18 protein-coding genes and 1 tRNA gene are annotated in these 18,473 nt (G+C 41.8%); 4 read left to right on the top strand and 15 right to left on the bottom strand.

Annotation, left to right across the window (positions count from 1 at the left end; all coding sequences use genetic code 11):
* Positions 1–3: 3 nt before the first annotated feature.
* The 9 genes from prmC to argS all read right to left on the bottom strand — a co-directional run bounded on the left by prmC (position 4) and on the right by argS (position 10,552).
* A complete protein-coding gene (prmC, locus tag B1s21122_RS01350) occupies positions 4–858 on the bottom strand; it encodes a peptide chain release factor N(5)-glutamine methyltransferase (RefSeq protein ID WP_095681002.1) in 855 nt (284 codons plus the stop codon).
* A complete protein-coding gene (gene prfA, locus B1s21122_RS01345) occupies positions 855–1,934 on the bottom strand; it encodes a peptide chain release factor 1 (protein WP_095681003.1) in 1,080 nt (359 codons plus the stop codon). Before prfA ends, prmC begins: the two co-directional genes overlap by 4 nt.
* Before the next feature lie 91 nt (positions 1,935–2,025).
* Positions 2,026–2,250, bottom strand: a complete 225-nt coding sequence (rpmE, locus tag B1s21122_RS01340; RefSeq protein ID WP_019852483.1) for a 50S ribosomal protein L31 — start codon at positions 2,248–2,250, stop codon at positions 2,026–2,028.
* 126 nt (positions 2,251–2,376) lie between these two features.
* A complete protein-coding gene (rho, locus tag B1s21122_RS01335) occupies positions 2,377–4,008 on the bottom strand; it encodes a transcription termination factor Rho (RefSeq protein WP_095681004.1) in 1,632 nt (543 codons plus the stop codon).
* A gap of 160 nt (positions 4,009–4,168) precedes the next feature.
* Positions 4,169–5,119, bottom strand: coding sequence for a homoserine kinase (gene thrB, locus B1s21122_RS01330; protein ID WP_095681005.1), 951 nt, complete (start codon positions 5,117–5,119; stop codon positions 4,169–4,171).
* Positions 5,119–6,198 carry a threonine synthase gene (gene thrC, locus B1s21122_RS01325; RefSeq protein WP_095681006.1) on the bottom strand — a complete coding sequence of 360 codons (1,080 nt, stop codon included), beginning with the start codon at positions 6,196–6,198 and terminating at the stop codon, positions 5,119–5,121. Before thrC ends, thrB begins: the two co-directional genes overlap by 1 nt.
* Positions 6,198–7,481: a homoserine dehydrogenase gene (locus tag B1s21122_RS01320; protein WP_095681007.1), complete on the bottom strand. Its 1,284-nt coding sequence runs from the start codon at positions 7,479–7,481 to the stop codon at positions 6,198–6,200. The genes thrC and B1s21122_RS01320 overlap by 1 nt, the downstream gene beginning before the upstream one ends.
* Positions 7,482–7,499: 18 nt before the next feature.
* The gene (gene lysA / locus B1s21122_RS01315) at positions 7,500–8,867 is read right to left on the bottom strand and encodes a diaminopimelate decarboxylase (protein WP_095681008.1); all 1,368 of its coding nucleotides are present in this window, start codon (positions 8,865–8,867) and stop codon (positions 7,500–7,502) included.
* Positions 8,867–10,552: an arginine--tRNA ligase gene (gene argS / locus B1s21122_RS01310; RefSeq protein ID WP_095681009.1), complete on the bottom strand. Its 1,686-nt coding sequence runs from the start codon at positions 10,550–10,552 to the stop codon at positions 8,867–8,869. Before argS ends, lysA begins: the two co-directional genes overlap by 1 nt.
* A gap of 98 nt (positions 10,553–10,650) precedes the next feature.
* Between argS and B1s21122_RS01305 the strand changes: the two genes are divergently transcribed.
* The 3 genes from B1s21122_RS01305 (at position 10,651) to B1s21122_RS01295 (ending at position 13,400) form a co-directional block, all read left to right on the top strand.
* Positions 10,651–10,732: transfer RNA gene (locus tag B1s21122_RS01305), tRNA-Leu, on the top strand.
* Between the two features lie 36 nt (positions 10,733–10,768).
* The gene (locus tag B1s21122_RS01300) at positions 10,769–11,572 is read left to right on the top strand and encodes a coiled-coil domain-containing protein (protein WP_095681010.1); all 804 of its coding nucleotides are present in this window, start codon (positions 10,769–10,771) and stop codon (positions 11,570–11,572) included.
* Between the two features lie 52 nt (positions 11,573–11,624).
* Positions 11,625–13,400 carry an acyltransferase family protein gene (locus B1s21122_RS01295; protein WP_095681011.1) on the top strand — a complete coding sequence of 592 codons (1,776 nt, stop codon included), beginning with the start codon at positions 11,625–11,627 and terminating at the stop codon, positions 13,398–13,400.
* A 50-nt stretch (positions 13,401–13,450) separates the two neighbouring features.
* Here the strand turns inward: B1s21122_RS01295 and B1s21122_RS01290 are convergent, their stop codons facing one another.
* The 4 genes from B1s21122_RS01290 to murI form a co-directional block, all read right to left on the bottom strand.
* Positions 13,451–14,182, bottom strand: a complete 732-nt coding sequence (locus tag B1s21122_RS01290; RefSeq protein WP_095681012.1) for a fibronectin type III domain-containing protein — start codon at positions 14,180–14,182, stop codon at positions 13,451–13,453.
* A 135-nt stretch (positions 14,183–14,317) separates the two neighbouring features.
* A complete protein-coding gene (rdgB, locus tag B1s21122_RS01285) occupies positions 14,318–14,944 on the bottom strand; it encodes an RdgB/HAM1 family non-canonical purine NTP pyrophosphatase (protein WP_095681013.1) in 627 nt (208 codons plus the stop codon).
* An 11-nt stretch (positions 14,945–14,955) separates the two neighbouring features.
* Entirely contained in the window at positions 14,956–15,681 is a 726-nt protein-coding gene (gene rph / locus B1s21122_RS01280) for a ribonuclease PH (protein ID WP_095681014.1), read from the bottom strand.
* A 33-nt stretch (positions 15,682–15,714) separates the two neighbouring features.
* On the bottom strand, positions 15,715–16,527 hold the full coding sequence (gene murI, locus B1s21122_RS01275) for a glutamate racemase (RefSeq protein ID WP_095681255.1): 813 nt from the start codon (positions 16,525–16,527) through the stop codon (positions 15,715–15,717).
* Positions 16,528–16,787: 260 nt separating this feature from the next.
* On the opposite strand from murI, the gene B1s21122_RS01270 reads away from it, so the two are divergent.
* Complete coding sequence (locus B1s21122_RS01270; protein WP_095681015.1) at positions 16,788–17,558, top strand: bacteriorhodopsin-like; 771 nt, start codon at positions 16,788–16,790, stop codon at positions 17,556–17,558.
* A 55-nt stretch (positions 17,559–17,613) separates the two neighbouring features.
* Here B1s21122_RS01270 and B1s21122_RS01265 read toward each other — a convergent pair whose 3' ends face one another.
* Both B1s21122_RS01265 and clpS read right to left on the bottom strand, forming a co-directional pair.
* A complete protein-coding gene (locus tag B1s21122_RS01265; protein WP_095681016.1) occupies positions 17,614–18,186 on the bottom strand; it encodes a DUF2017 domain-containing protein in 573 nt (190 codons plus the stop codon).
* Complete coding sequence (gene clpS / locus B1s21122_RS01260) at positions 18,173–18,469, bottom strand: ATP-dependent Clp protease adapter ClpS (protein ID WP_095681017.1); 297 nt, start codon at positions 18,467–18,469, stop codon at positions 18,173–18,175. The genes B1s21122_RS01265 and clpS overlap by 14 nt, the downstream gene beginning before the upstream one ends.
* Between the last annotated feature and the right edge of the window lie 4 nt (positions 18,470–18,473).

Genomic DNA, 18,473 nt, shown 5'->3' with positions numbered 1-18,473 from the left:
CTCTTACCGCTTTACCGCACTAGTAAATCTATCTCTGCCAGTTAGATCGGCATGAGTTTGCGCAGGTAAATACTCCTTCGCTAATGCACCCCTAATTAATTCACCTTGCTTCTCATGGTGTTCGGTAATGAAAAATCCACCTGGCTTTAATAGCCTAGTTGCTGCATCAATAAATAATTTGGGAATCTGCATCCCATCAACTGGTCCACCACGAAGTGCCATCTCAGGTTCAAAATTTGCTACCTCAATTGGCAACTTCTCATCATTAGGAATGTAAGGCGGATTTGCAACAACTACATCTGCTTTTACATCTGGCAGCGCGGTTGCAACATCTTCAATGACTACCCGAATTGGTAGATCATATTTTGCAATATTTTTGTTTAACCAGGCTGCAGCCTCCGGTGATTTTTCAACTGCCACCATGCTCACCTTTAAGCCCTTTAAAGTTGCTTCGGATGCGATTGCAATACTTATTGCTCCAGAACCAGCACCCAATTCAATAACACTTTTTGCTTGCTCTTTATCTGCTGCAGAGATTAAATGACCAATCACTCGGTCAACAATTAACTCAGTTTCTGGTCGAGGGATTAAAACGCCTTCACCAACTTCAAGTTCTAAATATCGAAATGCTGCACTGCCAGTTATGTATTGAACTGGCCTTCCCATCAATCTCTGATTGATTAGATCATTAAATTCAGCAGTGATTTTTTCTCGGTCAGCATCATTTAATTCAATTCCTTGGCTATGGATTTGTTTTCTTGATACACCTAGTAGGTGAGCTAGTAACAACTCAGCATCTACCGTCGCAATTTGGTTTTTTTCAAACTGCGAAAACGCTGCTCTTAGCAGCTCTTTCAAGAGTTACCTGCTGATAATTTTGCGGTGCGGTCTGCATCGATTAAAGATTGAATTACCGCCTCCAAATCACCATTCATTACTGAATCTAAGTTGTTGGCCTTGTAATTTACGCGGTGATCACTTAAACGATTTTCTGGAAAATTGTAAGTTCTAATTCGCTCACTTCGATCAACAGTTCTCACTTGGTTTTTACGTTCAGCAGATGCAATTCGCTCTGCCTCTTCCTGTGCTGCGGCCAACATTCGAGCTCGCAAAATACGAAGTGCGGATTCTTTGTTTTGTAATTGGCTTTTCTCATTCTGGCAGGAGACCACAATTCCAGTTGGAACATGTGTAATTCGTACCGCCGAGTCAGTTGTATTAACGCTTTGTCCGCCAGGGCCAGATGAGCGATAAACATCGACTCGAAGATCATTCATATTTATATCAACATCAATCTCTTCTGCCTCTGGCAAGATTAAAACTCCAGCAGCTGAAGTGTGAATCCGGCCCTGTGATTCAGTCTCTGGTACTCGTTGCACTCGGTGGACTCCGCCTTCAAATTTTAGTTTTGCATATGGTGTTTGTCCTGGTTTTGCTACACCTTTGGACTTAATCGCAACCGACATATCTTTATAGCCGCCCATATCACTTGGCGTTGTATCAATAACTTCAACCTTCCAACCTTGCTTTTCAGCATATCTTGAATACATTCGAAATAGATCACCAGCAAATATTGCAGATTCATCTCCACCGGCGCCTGCTTTAATTTCCATAATTACATCACGATCATCATTTGGATCTCGAGGTAGTAATAACTCCTCCAATAGAGCTGCTGCATCATCTTTGGTCTTCTCTAATGCAACTATTTCAGAGGCAAAGGATTCATCTGATTCTGCTAATTCTTTACCAGCAATTAAATCCTCTTCAGCTAACTTATATGCACGATAGCCAGCAATTACTGGACCAAGTTGGGCATAACGCTTTCCAAGTGCTCGTGCTTTATTTTGATCAGCGTGAATAGAGGGATCAGCCATTTGCGCTTCAAGTGATTCATACTCAGCTAACAACTCATTAACTTTGGCAAAGCGTTCCATCTGATCCTCCTTTCAAAAATTATGAGCTAAGAAATTAAAAAAGAGAGCGCACCACATCTTTCGATGTTTAGGTGCGCTCTCTTAAAGAAAACTACTTAGTGCCGCTTTTGTCAGCCTTTCCGAAACGCTCTTGGAATTTAGCTACGCGACCGCCGGTATCAAGAATTCTCTGCTTACCGGTATAAAAAGGGTGGCATACAGAACAAACTTCAACATAAATTGAGCCATTCTCTTTTGTGCTGCGGGTAGTGAAAACTTCACCGCAACCACAAGTTACCTTGGTCTCGACATACTGTGGGTGGATTTCGTTCTTCATATTTCTCCTTGATTATTACTGGATCAAATTTTCTTGTTAGAACATTTGTGAACCAGTAGGACTAGTGAAGTACTAGAGGGGTAAAGAATAACTGCTCGGGCAGAGCAGTCAAAATTTAGGCATTAATTAAGCCTGATCACTCTCCTGCTTGTTAGATCCATTTCCAGTTGGCATATCTCCACCGGTAGTGGTCTTTTGGATTTGAAGAAGGAACTCAACATTTGATTTGGTTCCTTTCATCTTCTCCAGGAGTAACTCAAGTGCTTGCTGTGGCTCAAGTGCGTGTAGCACTCGGCGCAAACGCCAAACAATGCTTAACTCTTCAGTTCCCATAAGAATTTCTTCCTTACGAGTTCCAGATGCAACCACATCAACTGCAGGGAAAATTCGCTTGTCAGCAAACTTACGGTTGAGGATAAGTTCCATATTTCCAGTTCCTTTGAACTCTTCGAAAATAACTTCATCCATCTTTGATCCAGTATCAATCAAAGCTGTTGCCAAAATAGTTAGTGAGCCACCATTTTCAATATTTCTAGCAGCACCGAAGAATTTCTTTGGTGGATAAAGCGCAGCTGAATCAACTCCACCGGAGAGAATTCGACCAGAGGCAGGAGCTGCGATGTTATACGCACGTCCAAGTCGAGTAATTGAATCTAGTAACACCACAACATCATGTCCTAGCTCAACTAATCTTTTGGCACGTTCAATTGCAAGCTCAGCAACTGTGGTGTGATCATCTGCTGGGCGATCAAATGTTGAGGCAATTACCTCACCCTTTACTGATCGCTGCATATCAGTTACCTCTTCAGGACGCTCATCAACTAAGACAACCATTAAATGACACTCTGGATTATTAGTTGTGATGGCATTTGCGATTGCTTGCAGAACCATTGTTTTACCAGCCTTAGGAGGTGAAACAATCAAACCACGTTGGCCTTTACCAATTGGTGAGATTAAATCAATAATTCTGGTGGTTAGAACGTTTGGTTCAGTCTCAAGCCGCAATCTTTCCTGCGGATAAAGTGGAACTAACTTTGAAAATTCAACTCGCTCTTTTGCATTCTCAGGCTCAACACTATTTACAGTCTCTACTCTGACGAGTGCGTTAAATTTTTCACGGCGTTCACCCTCTTTAGGTTCACGCACAGATCCAGTAATCACATCACCTTTACGCAGGCCATACTTTCTTACCTGTTGTAGTGAAACATAAACATCATTAGGTGATGGCAAATATCCACCAGTTCTAATAAATGCAAAGCTATCTAAAATATCTAGTAGGCCGCCGACTGGAAGTAATACATCATCTGGTCCAACGACAATTTCACGCTCTTCACGGTTCCCGCGCTCACGATTTCCACGATCTCGATTACGGTCACGACCGCGATCTCGTCGATTGTTGTCTCGGTTACCAAACCTACGATTGTTATCGCTTCGGTCAGAATCGCCATATCCACCTGAGGAGTTGCTGTTTGAATTATTAGGTGAGCTATCTTGGCTAGATTCGTTATCCTCTGCCTCAGAATTGTTATTTTTATTATTTCGATTGTTCTGTCGTTCCATACGACGAGCCTCTCGTTCATTTTTAGCGGCTTCGCGATTCGCGGCCTGCAGGTCTCCAATAGATTGGACTAACTCTGCTTTCTTAAGTGTGGAGGCATTTTCAATTCCAAGTTGACCAGCAACCTTTTTAAGATCACCTAGTGCCATATCCACTAACTCAACCGCGTCTGCGCGATTGGTTGATTTTTTCTCTGCCATTTATATATTGCCATTCTTTCTTTTTATTTTTTTTATTACCCGTATGAGGGTGATCCCGCGAAAAAAAGTATTTTTATTTTGGGATTTTTTTGCTTATTTATCTGTCGCACTTTCCGACAGAGGTAAATCTACCACACCCTAGATATATAGGGAAAATGGGCTACTGAACCCCTGCCTTTGCAATCGCTAACTTCATGGCGCTAAAGCCGGGAGCTATTGATTGCAGCTGGTCAATCTCATCCTCACCACCTGCATAAAGAACCATTACTGAAGGTCCAGCGCCAGAGACAACTGCTGCAAGTCCTGCTCCTCTTAACTTATCAACTAATGCAATCGTTTTTGGCATCGCTTGTGCTCGGTAACTTTGGTGTAATAAGTCTTCAGTGGCTGTAAATAATAAATCAGGTCGCTCAGCTAACGCATGCACAAGCAAAGCTGTTCTAGCTGAGTTTAAAACTGCATCCGGGTGAGGGATGCTCTCTGGCAATAACTTTCTCGCCTTTGCAGTTGCTAACTGATTATCTGGCACCAATAGAAGCGCTTTGATTCGATCATCAACTTTAAGACTTACAGCTTTACCAATATTTGTATTTGATCCATCATTATTAGTCTTTGATTCAACCCAAGCAATTGTGGCGCCACCATAAAAGGCAGCTGCAACATTATCTGGATGTCCTTCTAGCTCGGTTGCTAAAGTAATCAAATCATCATCACTCATATATTGCTCACCAGTTAAAACTAAAGATCGTGCTAATGCTAAGCCTCCAACTATGGCGCTTGCTGATGATCCAAGACCTCGGCCATGAGGAATTACATTTAGAGCTCGAAGTGCAATACCTCTTGGCTTGCCGCCCATATGTTCAAACCCACGAAGCATAGATTTAATAACTAAGTTTTTAGAATCTTTTTTTACTTCATCTGCGCCTTCACCAGTTACATCAACATCAAATGTTTCATCATCTAAAACCTGTGCGGCATATCGATCGCGAAGTTCTAGCGCTAATCCAAAGCAATCAAATCCTGGACCAATATTTGCACTAGTTGCTGGCACGCTGATCTGCGCCATGGTTGCTTTAAAAGTAAGTCCGCTTGCGTTGCGTTTAGATGCCATTATTTAAGTCCAATTACTTTGGCCGCTTTTTTAACATCAACTGGAATAACAATTGGTTTGGCTGAGGAGTTTAAAACCCACTGAACATCCTTTAAGCCATTACCAGTGACAGTCACCACGATGGTTTTATCCTTTGGCAGTTTTTTAAGTGCTTTCAATTTAATTAAGCCTGCAATTCCGGCCGCACTTGAAGGCTCAACAAATATGCCCTCTTTTGCTGCGACCAAACGATAGGCACTTAGAATTTCTTTATCTGTTACAGAATTAATTAATCCCTTTGAGCCAACTTGAGCAGCAACTGCTTGATCCCATGATGCAGGATTTCCAATTCGGATTGCGGTTGCAATTGTTTCTGGATTCTTAACAATTTTATTTTTTACAATCGGCGCAGCTCCCGCTGCTTGAAATCCCCACATCATCGGAAGTGATTTAGACATTCCTGCTTTTTTATACTCTTGATAGCCCTTCCAATAGGCAGTGATATTTCCAGCGTTACCAACTGGCATCGCATGGATGTCTGGTGCAAATCCCAACATATCAACAACTTCAAAGGCTGCAGTTTTTTGTCCTTCAATTCGATATGGATTAACTGAGTTAACTAGTGAAACTGGGTAATTTTCAGATAGCTGTCTAGCCAGCATTAAGCAATCATCAAAATTTCCTTTTACTTGTAACAAAATAGCACCATGTGCAATTGCTTGCGCTAATTTGCCCATTGCAATTTTGCCTTGTGGAACTAGCACAACTGGTTTCATCTCAGCTTTGCTTGCATAAGCTGCCGCACTTGCACTTGTGTTTCCAGTTGATGCACAAATTACTGCCTTAGCGCCATCTTCGGCTGCTTTAGATATTGCCATCGTCATACCGCGATCTTTAAATGATCCAGTTGGGTTAGTTCCCTCAACTTTTAACCAAACTTGATTTCCTAACATTTCAGATAAGACACATGCATAAACAAGTGGTGTGCCACCCTCGCGCAGTGAAATAACTGGAGTTTGATCAGTTACAGGTAGCCAACGACGATACTCATCAATTACTCCCCGCCACTGGTGCGCGCCTTTTTTTCCAAATAATCCCATTACATTGCACCTTCAACTCTAAGCACACTTGCAACATCAGTTACTGCGGGTAAATTGCTCAAATCTTTAACGGTGGCAGAAAGTGCTGACTCTGTTGAACTATGAGTCATAACAATTAATTCAGCTTTATCACCAGCGCCAGTTTGTCTAACAGTTTGAATTGAAACACTATGAGCGGCAAAGACATGGGCAACAGACTCTAAAACACCAGGTTTATCAGCCACATTTAATCTAATTAAATACTTAGTTTTTGTTTGACCAATTGGTGCAATTTTTAAGGATGCGTAATCACTCTCTTTTGGACCAATCCCACCTGAAATTTTATGACGGGCAATAGCAACTAAATCACCTAGTACCGCACTTGCTGTTGGCTCACCACCAGCACCTCTGCCATAGAACATCATTTGACCAGCAGATTTTGCCTCTACGAATACCGCGTTGTATGACTCTCTAACTGATGCAAGTGGATGATTGCGAGAAATCAAAGCTGGATGCACTCTTACAGAAATTTCACCAGCAGCAGTCAATTCGGTAATTGCTAGTAACTTAATTACCATCTCCATGGCTTTGGCTACTTTGACATCAGTTGCTGTAATTTTTGAAATTCCTTCACGGTAAACATCTTTATCTGTAACTCTAGAGTGAAATGCTAAGCCCGCTAAAATTGCTGCTTTATCAGCTGCATCAAAACCTTCAACATCCGCGGTTGGATCCGCTTCTGCAAACCCTAAATCTTGTGCCTGCTTGAGTGCGTCAGCAAATGCAGTGCCACTTTCATCCATCTTGGTAAGTATGTAATTTGTAGTTCCATTTACAATTCCCATAATCCTAATAACTTGATCGCCAACTAATGATTCACGAAGTGGTCGTAAAATTGGAATGGCGCCAGCAACCGCTGCTTCATAATACAAATCAACATTTGCCTTATTTGCTGCTTCATAAAGCTCTGCGCCATCTTTAGCTAGTAATGCTTTATTAGCAGTAACAACTGATTTGCCATTTTTTAATGCAGTTAAAATCAATTCTTTTGCAGGTGAGATGCCACCAATAACTTCAATGATTAAATCAATGTTTGGATCATTCACAATTGAGTTAGCGTCTGTGGTAATTAAATTATCTGGTACTCCATCGCGTTTTACTTTGGCATCTCTTACAGCCACCTTCACTAATTCAATTTGTGCTCCAGCACGTGAAGTTAGATCTGCTTTATTTGCGACCAACAAGCGGGCAATCTGAGAGCCAACTGTGCCGCAGCCAAGCATGCCGACTTTAAGAGATTTCATTGGAGAAGTATCTCAAACTTATGACAGTTGCCGTGGCGCTTGAATTACATCCAGATTTAGCAAATCATCCTCATTTTCTCTGCGTAAAATCTCTCGAGCAGTGCCATTTATTACTGCAATCACAGATGGCCTTGGCATATGGTTGTAATTGCTAGCCATGCTTCGACCATATGCACCAGTTGCTGGAATTGCCAATAGGTCACCAGCTTTTACATCCTCTGGCATGTTGATTTCAGAAATCAAGATATCCCCACTCTCGCAATGCTTTCCTACGATTCGAGAGCTAATTGCATTTGCTGATGAATTTCTATTTGCTAGAAATGCTGAGTAGGTCGCGCCATAAAGTGCTGGCCTGATGTTCTCACTCATTCCACCATCTACTGAAACATAACGGCGCTTTGCGCCATTTTCTAAAGTAACTGACTTCGTTGTTCCGACCACATATATGGTTGTTGTTGTTGGGCCAACAATTGCTCGGCCTGGCTCAATTGAAATTTTAGGAACGGAAAGTTTTGCCTTTTCACATTCAGATTTGATTACCTTCGCAATTGCGGGAATGACTTGCGCTGGTGAAATCGCACTTTCATTCTTTGTGTAAGCGATTCCATATCCGCCACCTAGATTTAACTCAGCTAACTCCTTTGAGTACTTATCCCGAAAGGCAACTAATACTGCAACTAATCTTTGTGCTGCTAATTCAAATCCTGATACTTCAAATATTTGTGAGCCAATATGGCAATGAATACCGGCCAAGTTTAAGGAAGTCTCTGTCATGCATTTATCAATTGCGATTTGCGCATCCCCTGATGCAATCGAAAATCCAAACTTCACATCCTCATGAGCAGTTGAAATGAACTCATGGGTGTGTGCATCAACACCGGGTGTGAGCCTTAAATAAACCTTCTGAACTTTCCTTAAATCTGATGCAATCTTTACTACCCGCGATAATTCATCAAAGGAATCAATCACAATCGTGCCAACACCATTTTTTACTGCAGTAGTTATTTCAGCTTCAGACTTATTGTTTCCGTGAAATTCAATATCACTTACTGGAAAATCAGCTGCAAGGGCAACGGCTAATTCCCCACCGGTACAAACATCTAAGCCAACTTTTAACTCTTTAAGCCACTTTGCAACCTCAACACAGATAAAGGATTTAGCCGCGTAATAAAGCTTGCCTGAACCAAATGATTCATTTAGTGCTGCTTGCCAAGCTTTAGTTCGCAGAAAAAAATCATCTTGGTCTAATACAAATATGGGCGAGCCGTACTCTTTTACTAGTTTTTCAGCAGAGCAGCCAGCGATAGAGAGTGCGCCGCCATATTGATTTTCACCTGTGAACTCTAAGTTTGATGAAAAAAGTGAGGTTGGATAACTAGTTGTCATTACATTCTCTCCGGGGCATTAACACCAAGTAAATCTAAACCATTACTGATTACCTGCGCAGTTGCCATTGAAAGGCAGGCGCGGGCTGAGTTTAATTTGGTTGGTTTTTCTTCACCCAATGGCAGTACCCGACAATCATTATAAAAGCGGTGATATTGCGCAGCTAAGTCTTCAATGTATCGAGAAACTCGATGAGGTTGACGCGCGAAGGCGGCGGCGGCAACAATTTTTGGGTACTCAGCAAGTAAGCCAATTAATTCGCGCTCACGCACATGAACTAGTAACTCTGGTGAATAAAACTTCAAGCCGTAATCAATACCAAGATCTTTAGCATTTCGTAGCACTGCGCAAATTCGGGCATGTGCGTATTGAACGTAATAGACCGGATTATCGTTGGTATTTTTCTTGAGTAAATCCACATCCATAACCATTGGCGTATCGGTTGGATATCTAATCAAAGTGTAACGAGCAGCATCAATTCCAACTTTTTCTACTAACTCCTCTAACGTAATAATTGTGCCAGCGCGCTTGGAAAGCTTTAACTCTTGGCCACCCTCAATGATTTTTACCATCTGACCAATTAGAGCTTCAATATCTTTCTCAGGATCATCACCAGCACATGCTGCAATTGCTTTTATTCGACCAACATATCCGTGGTGATCTGCTCCCAGCATGTAGATACACAAATTAAATCCACGTTCTCTCTTACTAATGTAGTAAGCAGAGTCAGATGCAAAGTAGGCAAATGATCCATCTGATTTAATCATTACTCGATCTTTATCATCACCAAAATCTGTTGTGCGCAGCCAGATGGCGCCTTCTTCTTCGTAAACATGTCCATTAGATTTCAATTTATCTAATGTGTGATTAAAAAAGTTGTCTTCATACAAACTTCGCTCAGAAAACCAAGTATCAAAGTGAGTGCCAAAATTTTCCAAAACCTCACGTTGCAGATCTAGTTGCAATTTATAGCCAGCTTCTCGAAACGCAACCATCCCTGATTCTTCATCTAACTTAGTAAATTCTGGATTTTTCTTAATGATTTCATTTGCTAAATCAGCAATGTACTCACCGTGATAACCATTTTCGGGACGATCAATGCCAAGTGCGGCCGCCCGAAGGGATTGGCCAAATAAGTCCATCTGATTTCCACGGTCGTTAACATAAAATTCTCGACTTACCTGCGCGCCAGCTGCTGATAAAACTCGACCAAGTGAGTCACCAACCGCTGCCCATCTTGTGTGACCCAGATGAATTGGCCCTGTTGGATTTGCGCTAACAAATTCAAGATTTATCTTTTTTCCAGCAAGTGATTCACCTTGACCATATTTTTTACCAGCAGTTAATATCTCGATTATTACGCTACCTTGGCTAGCACTTTCTAAAGTTATATTTATAAAACCAGGACCTGCAATTTCAACTTTGCTGATTCCGGCTGGTACTAAGAGATTGTTTTCGTTAAGAGTTTTAACAATCACCTCTGCTATCACCCGTGGTTGCAGATTGGCATCTTTAGCCAGAGTTAACGCAATGGAGGTTGCATAATCTCCATGATCACGATTTTTCGGTCGATCTAAAATAATTTTTTCTGGTATCTGACAGTTAATTAAACCTGTCTTTTTGGCTAATTCCAGCGCGTTTAAGATTGCCAAAGCGACCTTACTTTGCACTGAATCTGCACTCATTTGAGCAAGGCTACCCGCTTACCCTTACTAAAGGTCGTTGGGTTTTGGTGATGCCGCCACTTACGCCGTAATCTTTCCCCCTCACTCAAGTAATAAATGCGGGAGTGGTGAAATGGCAGACACGCAGGTCTTAGGAACCTGTGCTTCGGCGTGTGGGTTCAAGTCCCACCTCCCGCACCAGTTGTAATTAATTTGTAGGTAGGGAAGGCTAAGGACATGGCTGAAAAGAATTTTCTTAGTTGGGTTGGCTTTAAATCTGAGGTAGAAGATAAAGCTGCGCCCACACAAAATGCATTAGAGCGAATTCGTGAACTTGAAAGTCAGTTAAATGATTTGCGCTCACGTCGAGATATCACTGGCTTAAGCCGCGAAGAGTTTGAAATTCTGGCAACAGAAACTGCAATGAGCATGATCAAATCTGCTCAGCAACGCGAAGCAAAAGCTAATTCAGCCGCACAAAAGATTATTAATGAGACCAGTCGCAATACAAAAGAGAAGTTAGAAGCTGCAGAAGCTAAAGCAAAAAGCATTTTATCTTCTGCTGAATCACGTGGACGTAAATACATTTCAGCGGCTGAAAATGATGCTGCAGATTTAGTACTAGCCGCTGAAGGTGAAGCGGATGAAGTTTTAAATCAGTCTGCTAAAGATGCTGCTCAAATTACATCAGCGGCAAAGCGAGACGCTCAAAAATTAATTACTGATGCAGCTAGAAATATTGTTGAATACCGCTCTTGGCTATCTTCAGCAATATCTGAGGCTGAGCGCTTACACCGTGCCCAAAACTCATCTTTAAATGCTGCTGAACAAGCAATTCAAGAATCCCGTCAAAAATTACGTCATGCCTTTGATCGCCTTTCTCAACTACAAGCAGATATCAATGCAAATTTAGATGGAGAGAGTAAGCCGGTCGGCAAAGTATTTGTTGCAGGTGCTGGTAAAAAAGCTGCACAAGCTGCTGCAAGAAAACAAAAGGCTGCGAACAGTAAGAAGCCAGCCAGCAAAAAGAAATCGAAGTAACTCTTAAACCGGGGTTAACAATGCTTAACTTTTTGGCATTGGAGAATTTAAAATGAGTTCAAAGAATTCCACAGGTAAAATCGGCGTCAAACATATTTCCTCCATTGATGGCTTGCGTGCTATTGCCGTTACTGCAGTTGTTTTGTATCACTTAGGAATTTCCTGGATACCTGGTGGATTCTTAGGTGTAGATCTTTTCTTTGTTATCTCTGGCTATGTAATCACACGTTTGATTTTAGATTCAATAAATCAATCTAGCGCCCTTGATCTTCGAGCTTTTTATGCAGCAAGGCTTAGACGAATCTATCCAGGTTTTCTATTTATGGTTATCTGCACCATTATTTTTATTGGCGTATGGGCGCCAGAGGCGATTAAGAGATTTCTATCTGATCTTCCTTATGCATTAACTGGCAGTATAAATTGGCTGCTAGTTGCTCGCCATCAAGATTACTTTGAAACCGTAGGCCGCCCGCCACTATTACAACACACATGGTCATTGGCAGTTGAGCTGCAATTTTATTTAATTTGGCCAATCATTTTATTAACAGTTCTAAAGTACTTTGGAAAGAAGAATATCGCCAGGATTGCCTTGATAATCGCTATGGTTTCTGGAACAACATTGTTTTTTGTTTCACTTCAGTTAGACCAAGCAAATGCTCAGCAAATTAGTCATATTTACTTTGGAACAGACACTCACTCACTAGGACTTTTCTTAGGCTCAGCACTGGCTGTCTCATGGATACCGCAAAACTTAAGTGCTGATATCGAAAAGCGTGCACAAGATGTAATTGATGGAATCGGTGTTGTTGGCCTACTCGGATTGATATCAACATTCTTATTTATTGAAGAATCCAATGCAAGTTTGTATCGAATCGCATTCCCATTGGCTGGCATTTTTGGTTGTTTAGTCATTATTTCTCTAGTCCATCCCGCTTCAAGATTTGCGCCACTAATTAGTACCGCTCCTTTCCGTTGGATAGGCCAGCGCAGTTACGGTATTTACATATGGCACTGGGTGATATTTCAAGTTACTAGGCCTTCCGTTGATTTATCTGGACAGACATGGGCGTTATATCTGGCACGAGTTTTATTAGTTTTAGCCTTAGCTGATATCTCACTTCGTTGGGTTGAGATTCCCTTTAGACAAGGATTAGTTCAGGACTGGTTTAGGGGTATGAAGTACCGATCAGCCAAGGTGCAATTGCGCCAAAAGATTTCAGTGATCTCTTCAATAATTATTGTGCTCGCCATTACCTCATCTATCTCAGTGCAAGCAATCAATAAATCAGATGAAGTTGCTAATCAAATTTTGCAGCAAAGTACACAAGAACAACAAGCCCAAGATGATTTAGGTAGTACTACTGGTTTATGGGTAACTGGCGACAGTGTGATTTTAGGAATTAGAAGTAAGTTGGAAGCAAAGGAGCATATTTCACTTATTAATGCTCGAGTTGGCCGACAAGCACCAGAGTTATTAGCTGTGATGCGAGTAGATCAAAGCTCTGTTCCATCTTCACCAGTGGTCTTTAACTTAGGTAATAACAACGCATTATCTGAAGCAACGGTCGTTGAAATATTTGAGATTGTGAAAAATCAGCCGCAGGTAATTGTTGTAAATACAGCAGTTCCTAGGGCGTGGAAAGATTCAAACAATGAGATTATTTCTAGAGTTGCATCAAGGTATTCAAATGTAAAGGTTGTTGATTGGGATCGCATCTCAAAAGGTCGCCCTGAATTATTTGCTCCAGATGGAGTTCATTTAAGTCCGTCAGGTTCAGATGTTTATGTTGATTTAGTTGTGAGTGTATTAGTTAAAACTTCAGCTTAAATAAAAACGGCCCTTAAAAAAATTAAGGGCCGTTAGAATTTTGTTATGAATTAAGACCAGCTACCTGGCAATCCATGAACTTTTCCTTCTGAAACAACACCATCTGAGTAAACAGTTGAGACTTTTACTTGTACCCAACCTGTTGAATCATTCTTGGTAATTTGTTGCTTAAATTGAGTTGCTGGAACTGTTGCAACTAACTTCCACTCGCCTGCGCCATTATCGCGAAGTTCGATGTTGTAGCCAGTAATTCCTTCAGAAGCTGCTGGTGCTTTCCAGTTAACTGTTGCACCGGTTGCGTTATAAAGTGAAACGATTCCTACTGGTGCCCCATGTGCAGCAAGTGGTGCACCACTTGGCTCCGCACTCGGTTGCTCAGTTGGCGCAGCACTCTCTGAAGCCGCTGGAGTTGGTGTAACAGTTGTTGATTCAGAGGATGAATTCTTTGAAATAACAGCTACTGCCAAAATAAGAATTCCTAAGACAACAGCGATCATGATTCCTTTTGAAGAACCAGTGTCCTTACTCTTAGTATTTTTTGAAGAGTATGAAGAACCAGATGTTGGCTTTGGAGTTGTTGAAATTGTTGATACTGAAGATCGAGATGATCCGCTTACAGGTACCGCTGGAATTGAGTAGCGAACCTTTGCACGAGATGATTTCTTAGCACTCTTCTTTGTACTTCGCTTTGCAGTTGTGCGCTTGGCACTCTTTTTTACGCTGCGCTTAGCAGAACTTTTCTTTGCTGCAGATTTCTTTGCAGCTTTCTTCTTTGCGGCCACTTAAAACTCCTTAAATTTCGGCACTAGCTAAATCTTGCTTACTAGCAGAGTGAGGTTTGATGTTATTTCCTTAGGGAAGGATGCGATAAGGATACAACACTCAGATTGCCAATTATTGAGATGAATTGCCAACAATTAAAGGTTTGAAAGCAAAAAGGGGGTCATTGCCCGAAAAGCAATACCGCGATGACTAACCTCATCCTTCACCCCTGGCGCAAGTTGTGCCAACGTTTGATCAAATCCAGTTGGTTTAAATATTGGGTCATAACCAAATCCACCATCACCAAGTGGTGCCAAAACTATCTCACCAGCCATCACACCTAACTCCTCTTTTTCGATTGCTAGAGCATCTGTATTTGGTTTATAGAAAGCAACTACCGCCTTAAATTGTGCTCCCCGTTTTTGCGCTGGCACATCTTTTAATTGTGCTAAAACTTTTTCAATATTCCTCCGATCTCGCTCACGACTATCTTCACCTTCATATCCGGCCCACCTGGCTGAATAAATTCCAGGATCTCCTTCCAATGCATCAATAAATAATCCACTGTCATCAGCTAGGCAAGGAAGTTTGGTAAAGATCGAGATGGATTTTGCTTTTAACTTAGCATTCTCACTTAAGGTTTTACCGCTCTCTTGCACCTCAGGCATATCTGGAAAATCTATTAACCCTAAAACCTTTATTGATTGTGCATGTTGGTTAAGTAGGCGTTCAAACTCAACAATCTTGCCCTTATTTTTTGTCGCTAGTACGAGCTGGCGCATCGCTTAAAAAGTTACTTAGCTAAAGCAGCTATTTGTAATTTAGTTAGTTGGGCGCAACCTGCTGCGCCAAGATCTAGCAATTGATTTAACAGCGAGCGATCAAAGGGTGCACCCTCTGCCGTTCCTTGTACCTCAATAAAATTACCATCACCAGTGCAGACAATATTCATATCTGTTCCAGCGCTCACATCCTCTTCATAACAAAGATCTAAAGTTGGCTTGCCATTAACAATTCCAACTGAAACCGCTGCCACAGATTGGCTTAGTGGCTTAGAAGTTTGTGCAATATGACCTTTGCCTTGCGCCCAAGTGATTGCATCGGTGAGTGCGACATAAGCACCAGTAATTGCAGCTGTTCTAGTACCGCCATCTGCTTGCAAAACATCACAATCAATCACAATGGTGTTCTCACCCAGAGCGTTCATATCAACAATTCCGCGTAATGATCTGCCAACTAATCTTGATATCTCTTGAGTTCTACCACCTAATTTTCCCTTAACACTCTCTCGATCAGATCTAGTGTGGGTAGCTCTTGGCAACATTGCATACTCACTTGTCACCCAGCCCTCACCCTTGCCAACTAACCATCTTGGAACTCCTGGTGTAAATGAGGCAACACATAAAACTCTTGTGTTTCCAAATTCAACTAATACTGATCCTTCAGCATTATTAAGCCAATTACGGGTGAATTTAATTGCGCGCAGCTCATCATCTCTTCGTCCATCTGCTCTACTCATAATCAACTCCCCTTTAATTGAAAATAATTAAAACTAGATCTTATTTGTAACAGTTACAACCTCAGGGCCTAAAAACCTCTTAGCCAAGGTGGCAAACTTATCTGGATCTCCAGTTGCAACAAACCTATGACTCACCTGACCGCCCTGATCATTTAACAAATTTGTCTCAACTAGGGTGCGATATAGATCCTTTGCTGTCTCCTCCGCACTTGAAACTAAAGTAACTTCATTTCCCATTACATAGGAGATGACGCCAGTTAGTAATGGATAGTGGGTGCAACCTAAAACCAAGGTATCAATCTGAGCAGTTTTCATCTGGGCTAAGTAATCTTGCGCAATTTTTGTAATCTCATCCCCGGTGGTTTTGCCATTTTCAACAAATTCAACAAATAATGGACAAGCCTTTGAGGTAATACTTAATTGTGGTGCGGCAGCGAATGCATCCAAGTACGCCTTTGATTCAATCGTGGCATTTGTGCCAATCACACCAACCTTGCCACTCCTTGTTGCAGATACTGCTCGCCTTACAGCTGGCTGAATTACTTCAATTACTGGAATCTGATATCTCTCTCTGGCATCTCGCAACATTGCAGCACTTGCTGTGTTGCAAGCAATCACAATTGCTTTCACACCAGCTGCAACTAATTGATCCATAATCTCAAGTGCGTAGGTTCTAACTTGGGCTAATGGTCGAACTCCATAAGGACCGCGGGCGGTATCGCCTAAATAAAGAATTGACTCACCTGGCAGTTGATCAATGATTGCCCTAGCTACCGTTAACCCACCGACGCCTGAGTCAAAGATTCCGATAGGGGCGCTCTTCTTTGGTATTTCAGAGGTGGCCATTTGTGTAAGTGTAAATGGCGAGCCTTGATATCCCTTTGCACTTGCTTTACCCCGCATAAATGTCCGATTTGCCCATTTTTGGCATAAAAATTTCTTAAAAATTCGGGTGAAATGAGGGTGGATCTCCTTGCTGGACTGGCTAGTAACAGCCACTCTTTACCTAGGCAGTTGTTCGTAGCTTACATATGGGGTTACGAAAAATTGCTCGCTTATACCCAAAAGGGTGTGAGCAACCTAAATGCCTATGGAGGCTTATTTAGATGAACTCAATCTCACTATCTGCAGATCAGTTCGGGATTGTATACAACATCCTTTCATTTGGACTTGTATCAATGCTTGCCTGCACTATCTACACACTAGTTTCACAATCACGTGTACTGCCTAAATACCGCACAGCTCTAGTTATGTCATCAATGGTTACATTCATTGCGGCATACCACTACATGAGAATTTTCAATTCATTTGAAGATTCATTTGCTGATGGCGCTGTAAAGGTTGGAACAGGTGCCGGAGCATTCAACGAAGGTTACCGATATGTTGACTGGATCCTGACAGTACCTCTACTACTTGTTGAGGTAGTAGCAGTTCTTGCTCTTGCTAAGGCAGCGGCTTCTTCATTAATCAACCGCTTAGTTCCAGCATCAGCAGCGATGATCGCACTTGGTTACCCAGGTGAGATTTCAACTGACAACAACACCAAAGTTCTTTGGGGTGTTCTTTCAACAATACCTTTCCTATACATCTTGTACGTATTGTTCGTAGAGCTTTCAAAGTCTCTAGATCGTCAACCAGCAGGAGTTGCAGCAACCGTTGGTCGCTTGCGCTTGCTTTTGATCGCAACTTGGGGCGTTTATCCAATCGCTTACTTGCTTCCAATCTTGGGACAAGACGCATTGGACCCAGCTGCATTTGTTAATCGTCAAATCGGTTACACGATTGCTGACGTTTTGGCGAAGTGCGTATTTGGTCTAACAATCCTAAAGATTGCAAAGATGAAATCCGTAGCAGAGGGAATGAAGGACGATCACTAATTACTTGATCTGAATTAGAAAGTGGGGCCAAGAAATTGGCCCCACTTTTTTTCGTCTAAAGGTGGCTAATCAGGCTCTCTTGAATCCCACCCAGCCAGTAATAAACCGCATGTAGATGCTTTTGTGGATCAGAATCCTTCATCAATTCATACTTTTCAAATCCATCTTGACCAATATCCAACCTAACTGCAAGTGCTATGCGCAGATCATTAATCGCAATCAGCCACTGAGTTGGATCAGTTACTGCAATATCTGCCTTAGGTAATTCATGATCTACTGGAAAAACTAGTTGTTCGCGCAGATAAAGCAGGTGCTTTTGCTTAACCATACGAAGTGAGCCTTCAGTGTATTTGCGAAACTCAGCGGCGCTCTCTGGATCGGCGTATCCATTGGGCAATAACCTTTTTAAAACTGGATCCTCTGGCTGATCAATTGGTGATTCAATATTTCCAAAAGTTGCTGCCATAAGTTGAGCAAAAGGATCATCTGATTGATAGTGGTGGGTGAAATTACGCTCACCTAGTAGTTCTAATAATTGCTCAACTAAATTAATAAGAATGTGTAACTCATCATTGCTTAATGCAACTGATAAATCATTAGCGGCGGCAGATCCTTTAAACTCGCCCATGATCATCTCTTTGTAATGTTGCCCATAAGCCATGTTCATGTAATTGCTGAACAGCTCGTTCCATTTCTTCACGTGTACCAGATGCCACTACCGCTTTTCCTTCAGTGTGAACCTGCATCATCAATTTGTGTGCTTTCTCTTTTGAAAAGCCGAAAAGCTTTATAAATACATAAGTTACATAATTCATCAAATTAACCGGGTCATCCCAAACAATAGCCACCCAAAGATTGTCGAAAAACTTACTTAAATCTAAAGTCTCTTCAACTTGGGTTTGAGAACTCATGGCC

Origin of the sequence: Candidatus Nanopelagicus limnes, from assembly GCF_002287885.2 — a bacterium.
GTDB classification, from domain to species: domain Bacteria; phylum Actinomycetota; class Actinomycetes; order Nanopelagicales; family Nanopelagicaceae; genus Nanopelagicus; species Nanopelagicus limnae.
The sequence above is the reverse complement of the archived record's forward strand: the minus strand, read 5'-3'. Positions and strand labels throughout refer to the sequence as shown.

Coding starts and splice junctions, on each gene's coding strand:
- prfA (WP_095681003.1), bottom strand. CDS start 1,934: ATGGAACGCTTTGCCAAAGTTAATGAGTTGTTAGCTGAGTATGAATCA.
- rpmE (WP_019852483.1), bottom strand. CDS start 2,250: ATGAAGAACGAAATCCACCCACAGTATGTCGAGACCAAGGTAACTTGT.
- rho (WP_095681004.1), bottom strand. CDS start 4,008: ATGGCAGAGAAAAAATCAACCAATCGCGCAGACGCGGTTGAGTTAGTG.
- thrB (WP_095681005.1), bottom strand. CDS start 5,119: ATGGCATCTAAACGCAACGCAAGCGGACTTACTTTTAAAGCAACCATG.
- thrC (WP_095681006.1), bottom strand. CDS start 6,198: ATGGGATTATTTGGAAAAAAAGGCGCGCACCAGTGGCGGGGAGTAATT.
- B1s21122_RS01320 (WP_095681007.1), bottom strand. CDS start 7,481: ATGAAATCTCTTAAAGTCGGCATGCTTGGCTGCGGCACAGTTGGCTCT.
- lysA (WP_095681008.1), bottom strand. CDS start 8,867: ATGACAACTAGTTATCCAACCTCACTTTTTTCATCAAACTTAGAGTTC.
- argS (WP_095681009.1), bottom strand. CDS start 10,552: ATGAGTGCAGATTCAGTGCAAAGTAAGGTCGCTTTGGCAATCTTAAAC.
- B1s21122_RS01300 (WP_095681010.1), top strand. CDS start 10,769: ATGGCTGAAAAGAATTTTCTTAGTTGGGTTGGCTTTAAATCTGAGGTA.
- B1s21122_RS01295 (WP_095681011.1), top strand. CDS start 11,625: ATGAGTTCAAAGAATTCCACAGGTAAAATCGGCGTCAAACATATTTCC.
- rdgB (WP_095681013.1), bottom strand. CDS start 14,944: ATGCGCCAGCTCGTACTAGCGACAAAAAATAAGGGCAAGATTGTTGAG.
- rph (WP_095681014.1), bottom strand. CDS start 15,681: ATGAGTAGAGCAGATGGACGAAGAGATGATGAGCTGCGCGCAATTAAA.
- murI (WP_095681255.1), bottom strand. CDS start 16,527: ATGGCCACCTCTGAAATACCAAAGAAGAGCGCCCCTATCGGAATCTTT.
- B1s21122_RS01270 (WP_095681015.1), top strand. CDS start 16,788: ATGAACTCAATCTCACTATCTGCAGATCAGTTCGGGATTGTATACAAC.
- B1s21122_RS01265 (WP_095681016.1), bottom strand. CDS start 18,186: ATGGGCGAGTTTAAAGGATCTGCCGCCGCTAATGATTTATCAGTTGCA.
- clpS (WP_095681017.1), bottom strand. CDS start 18,469: ATGAGTTCTCAAACCCAAGTTGAAGAGACTTTAGATTTAAGTAAGTTT.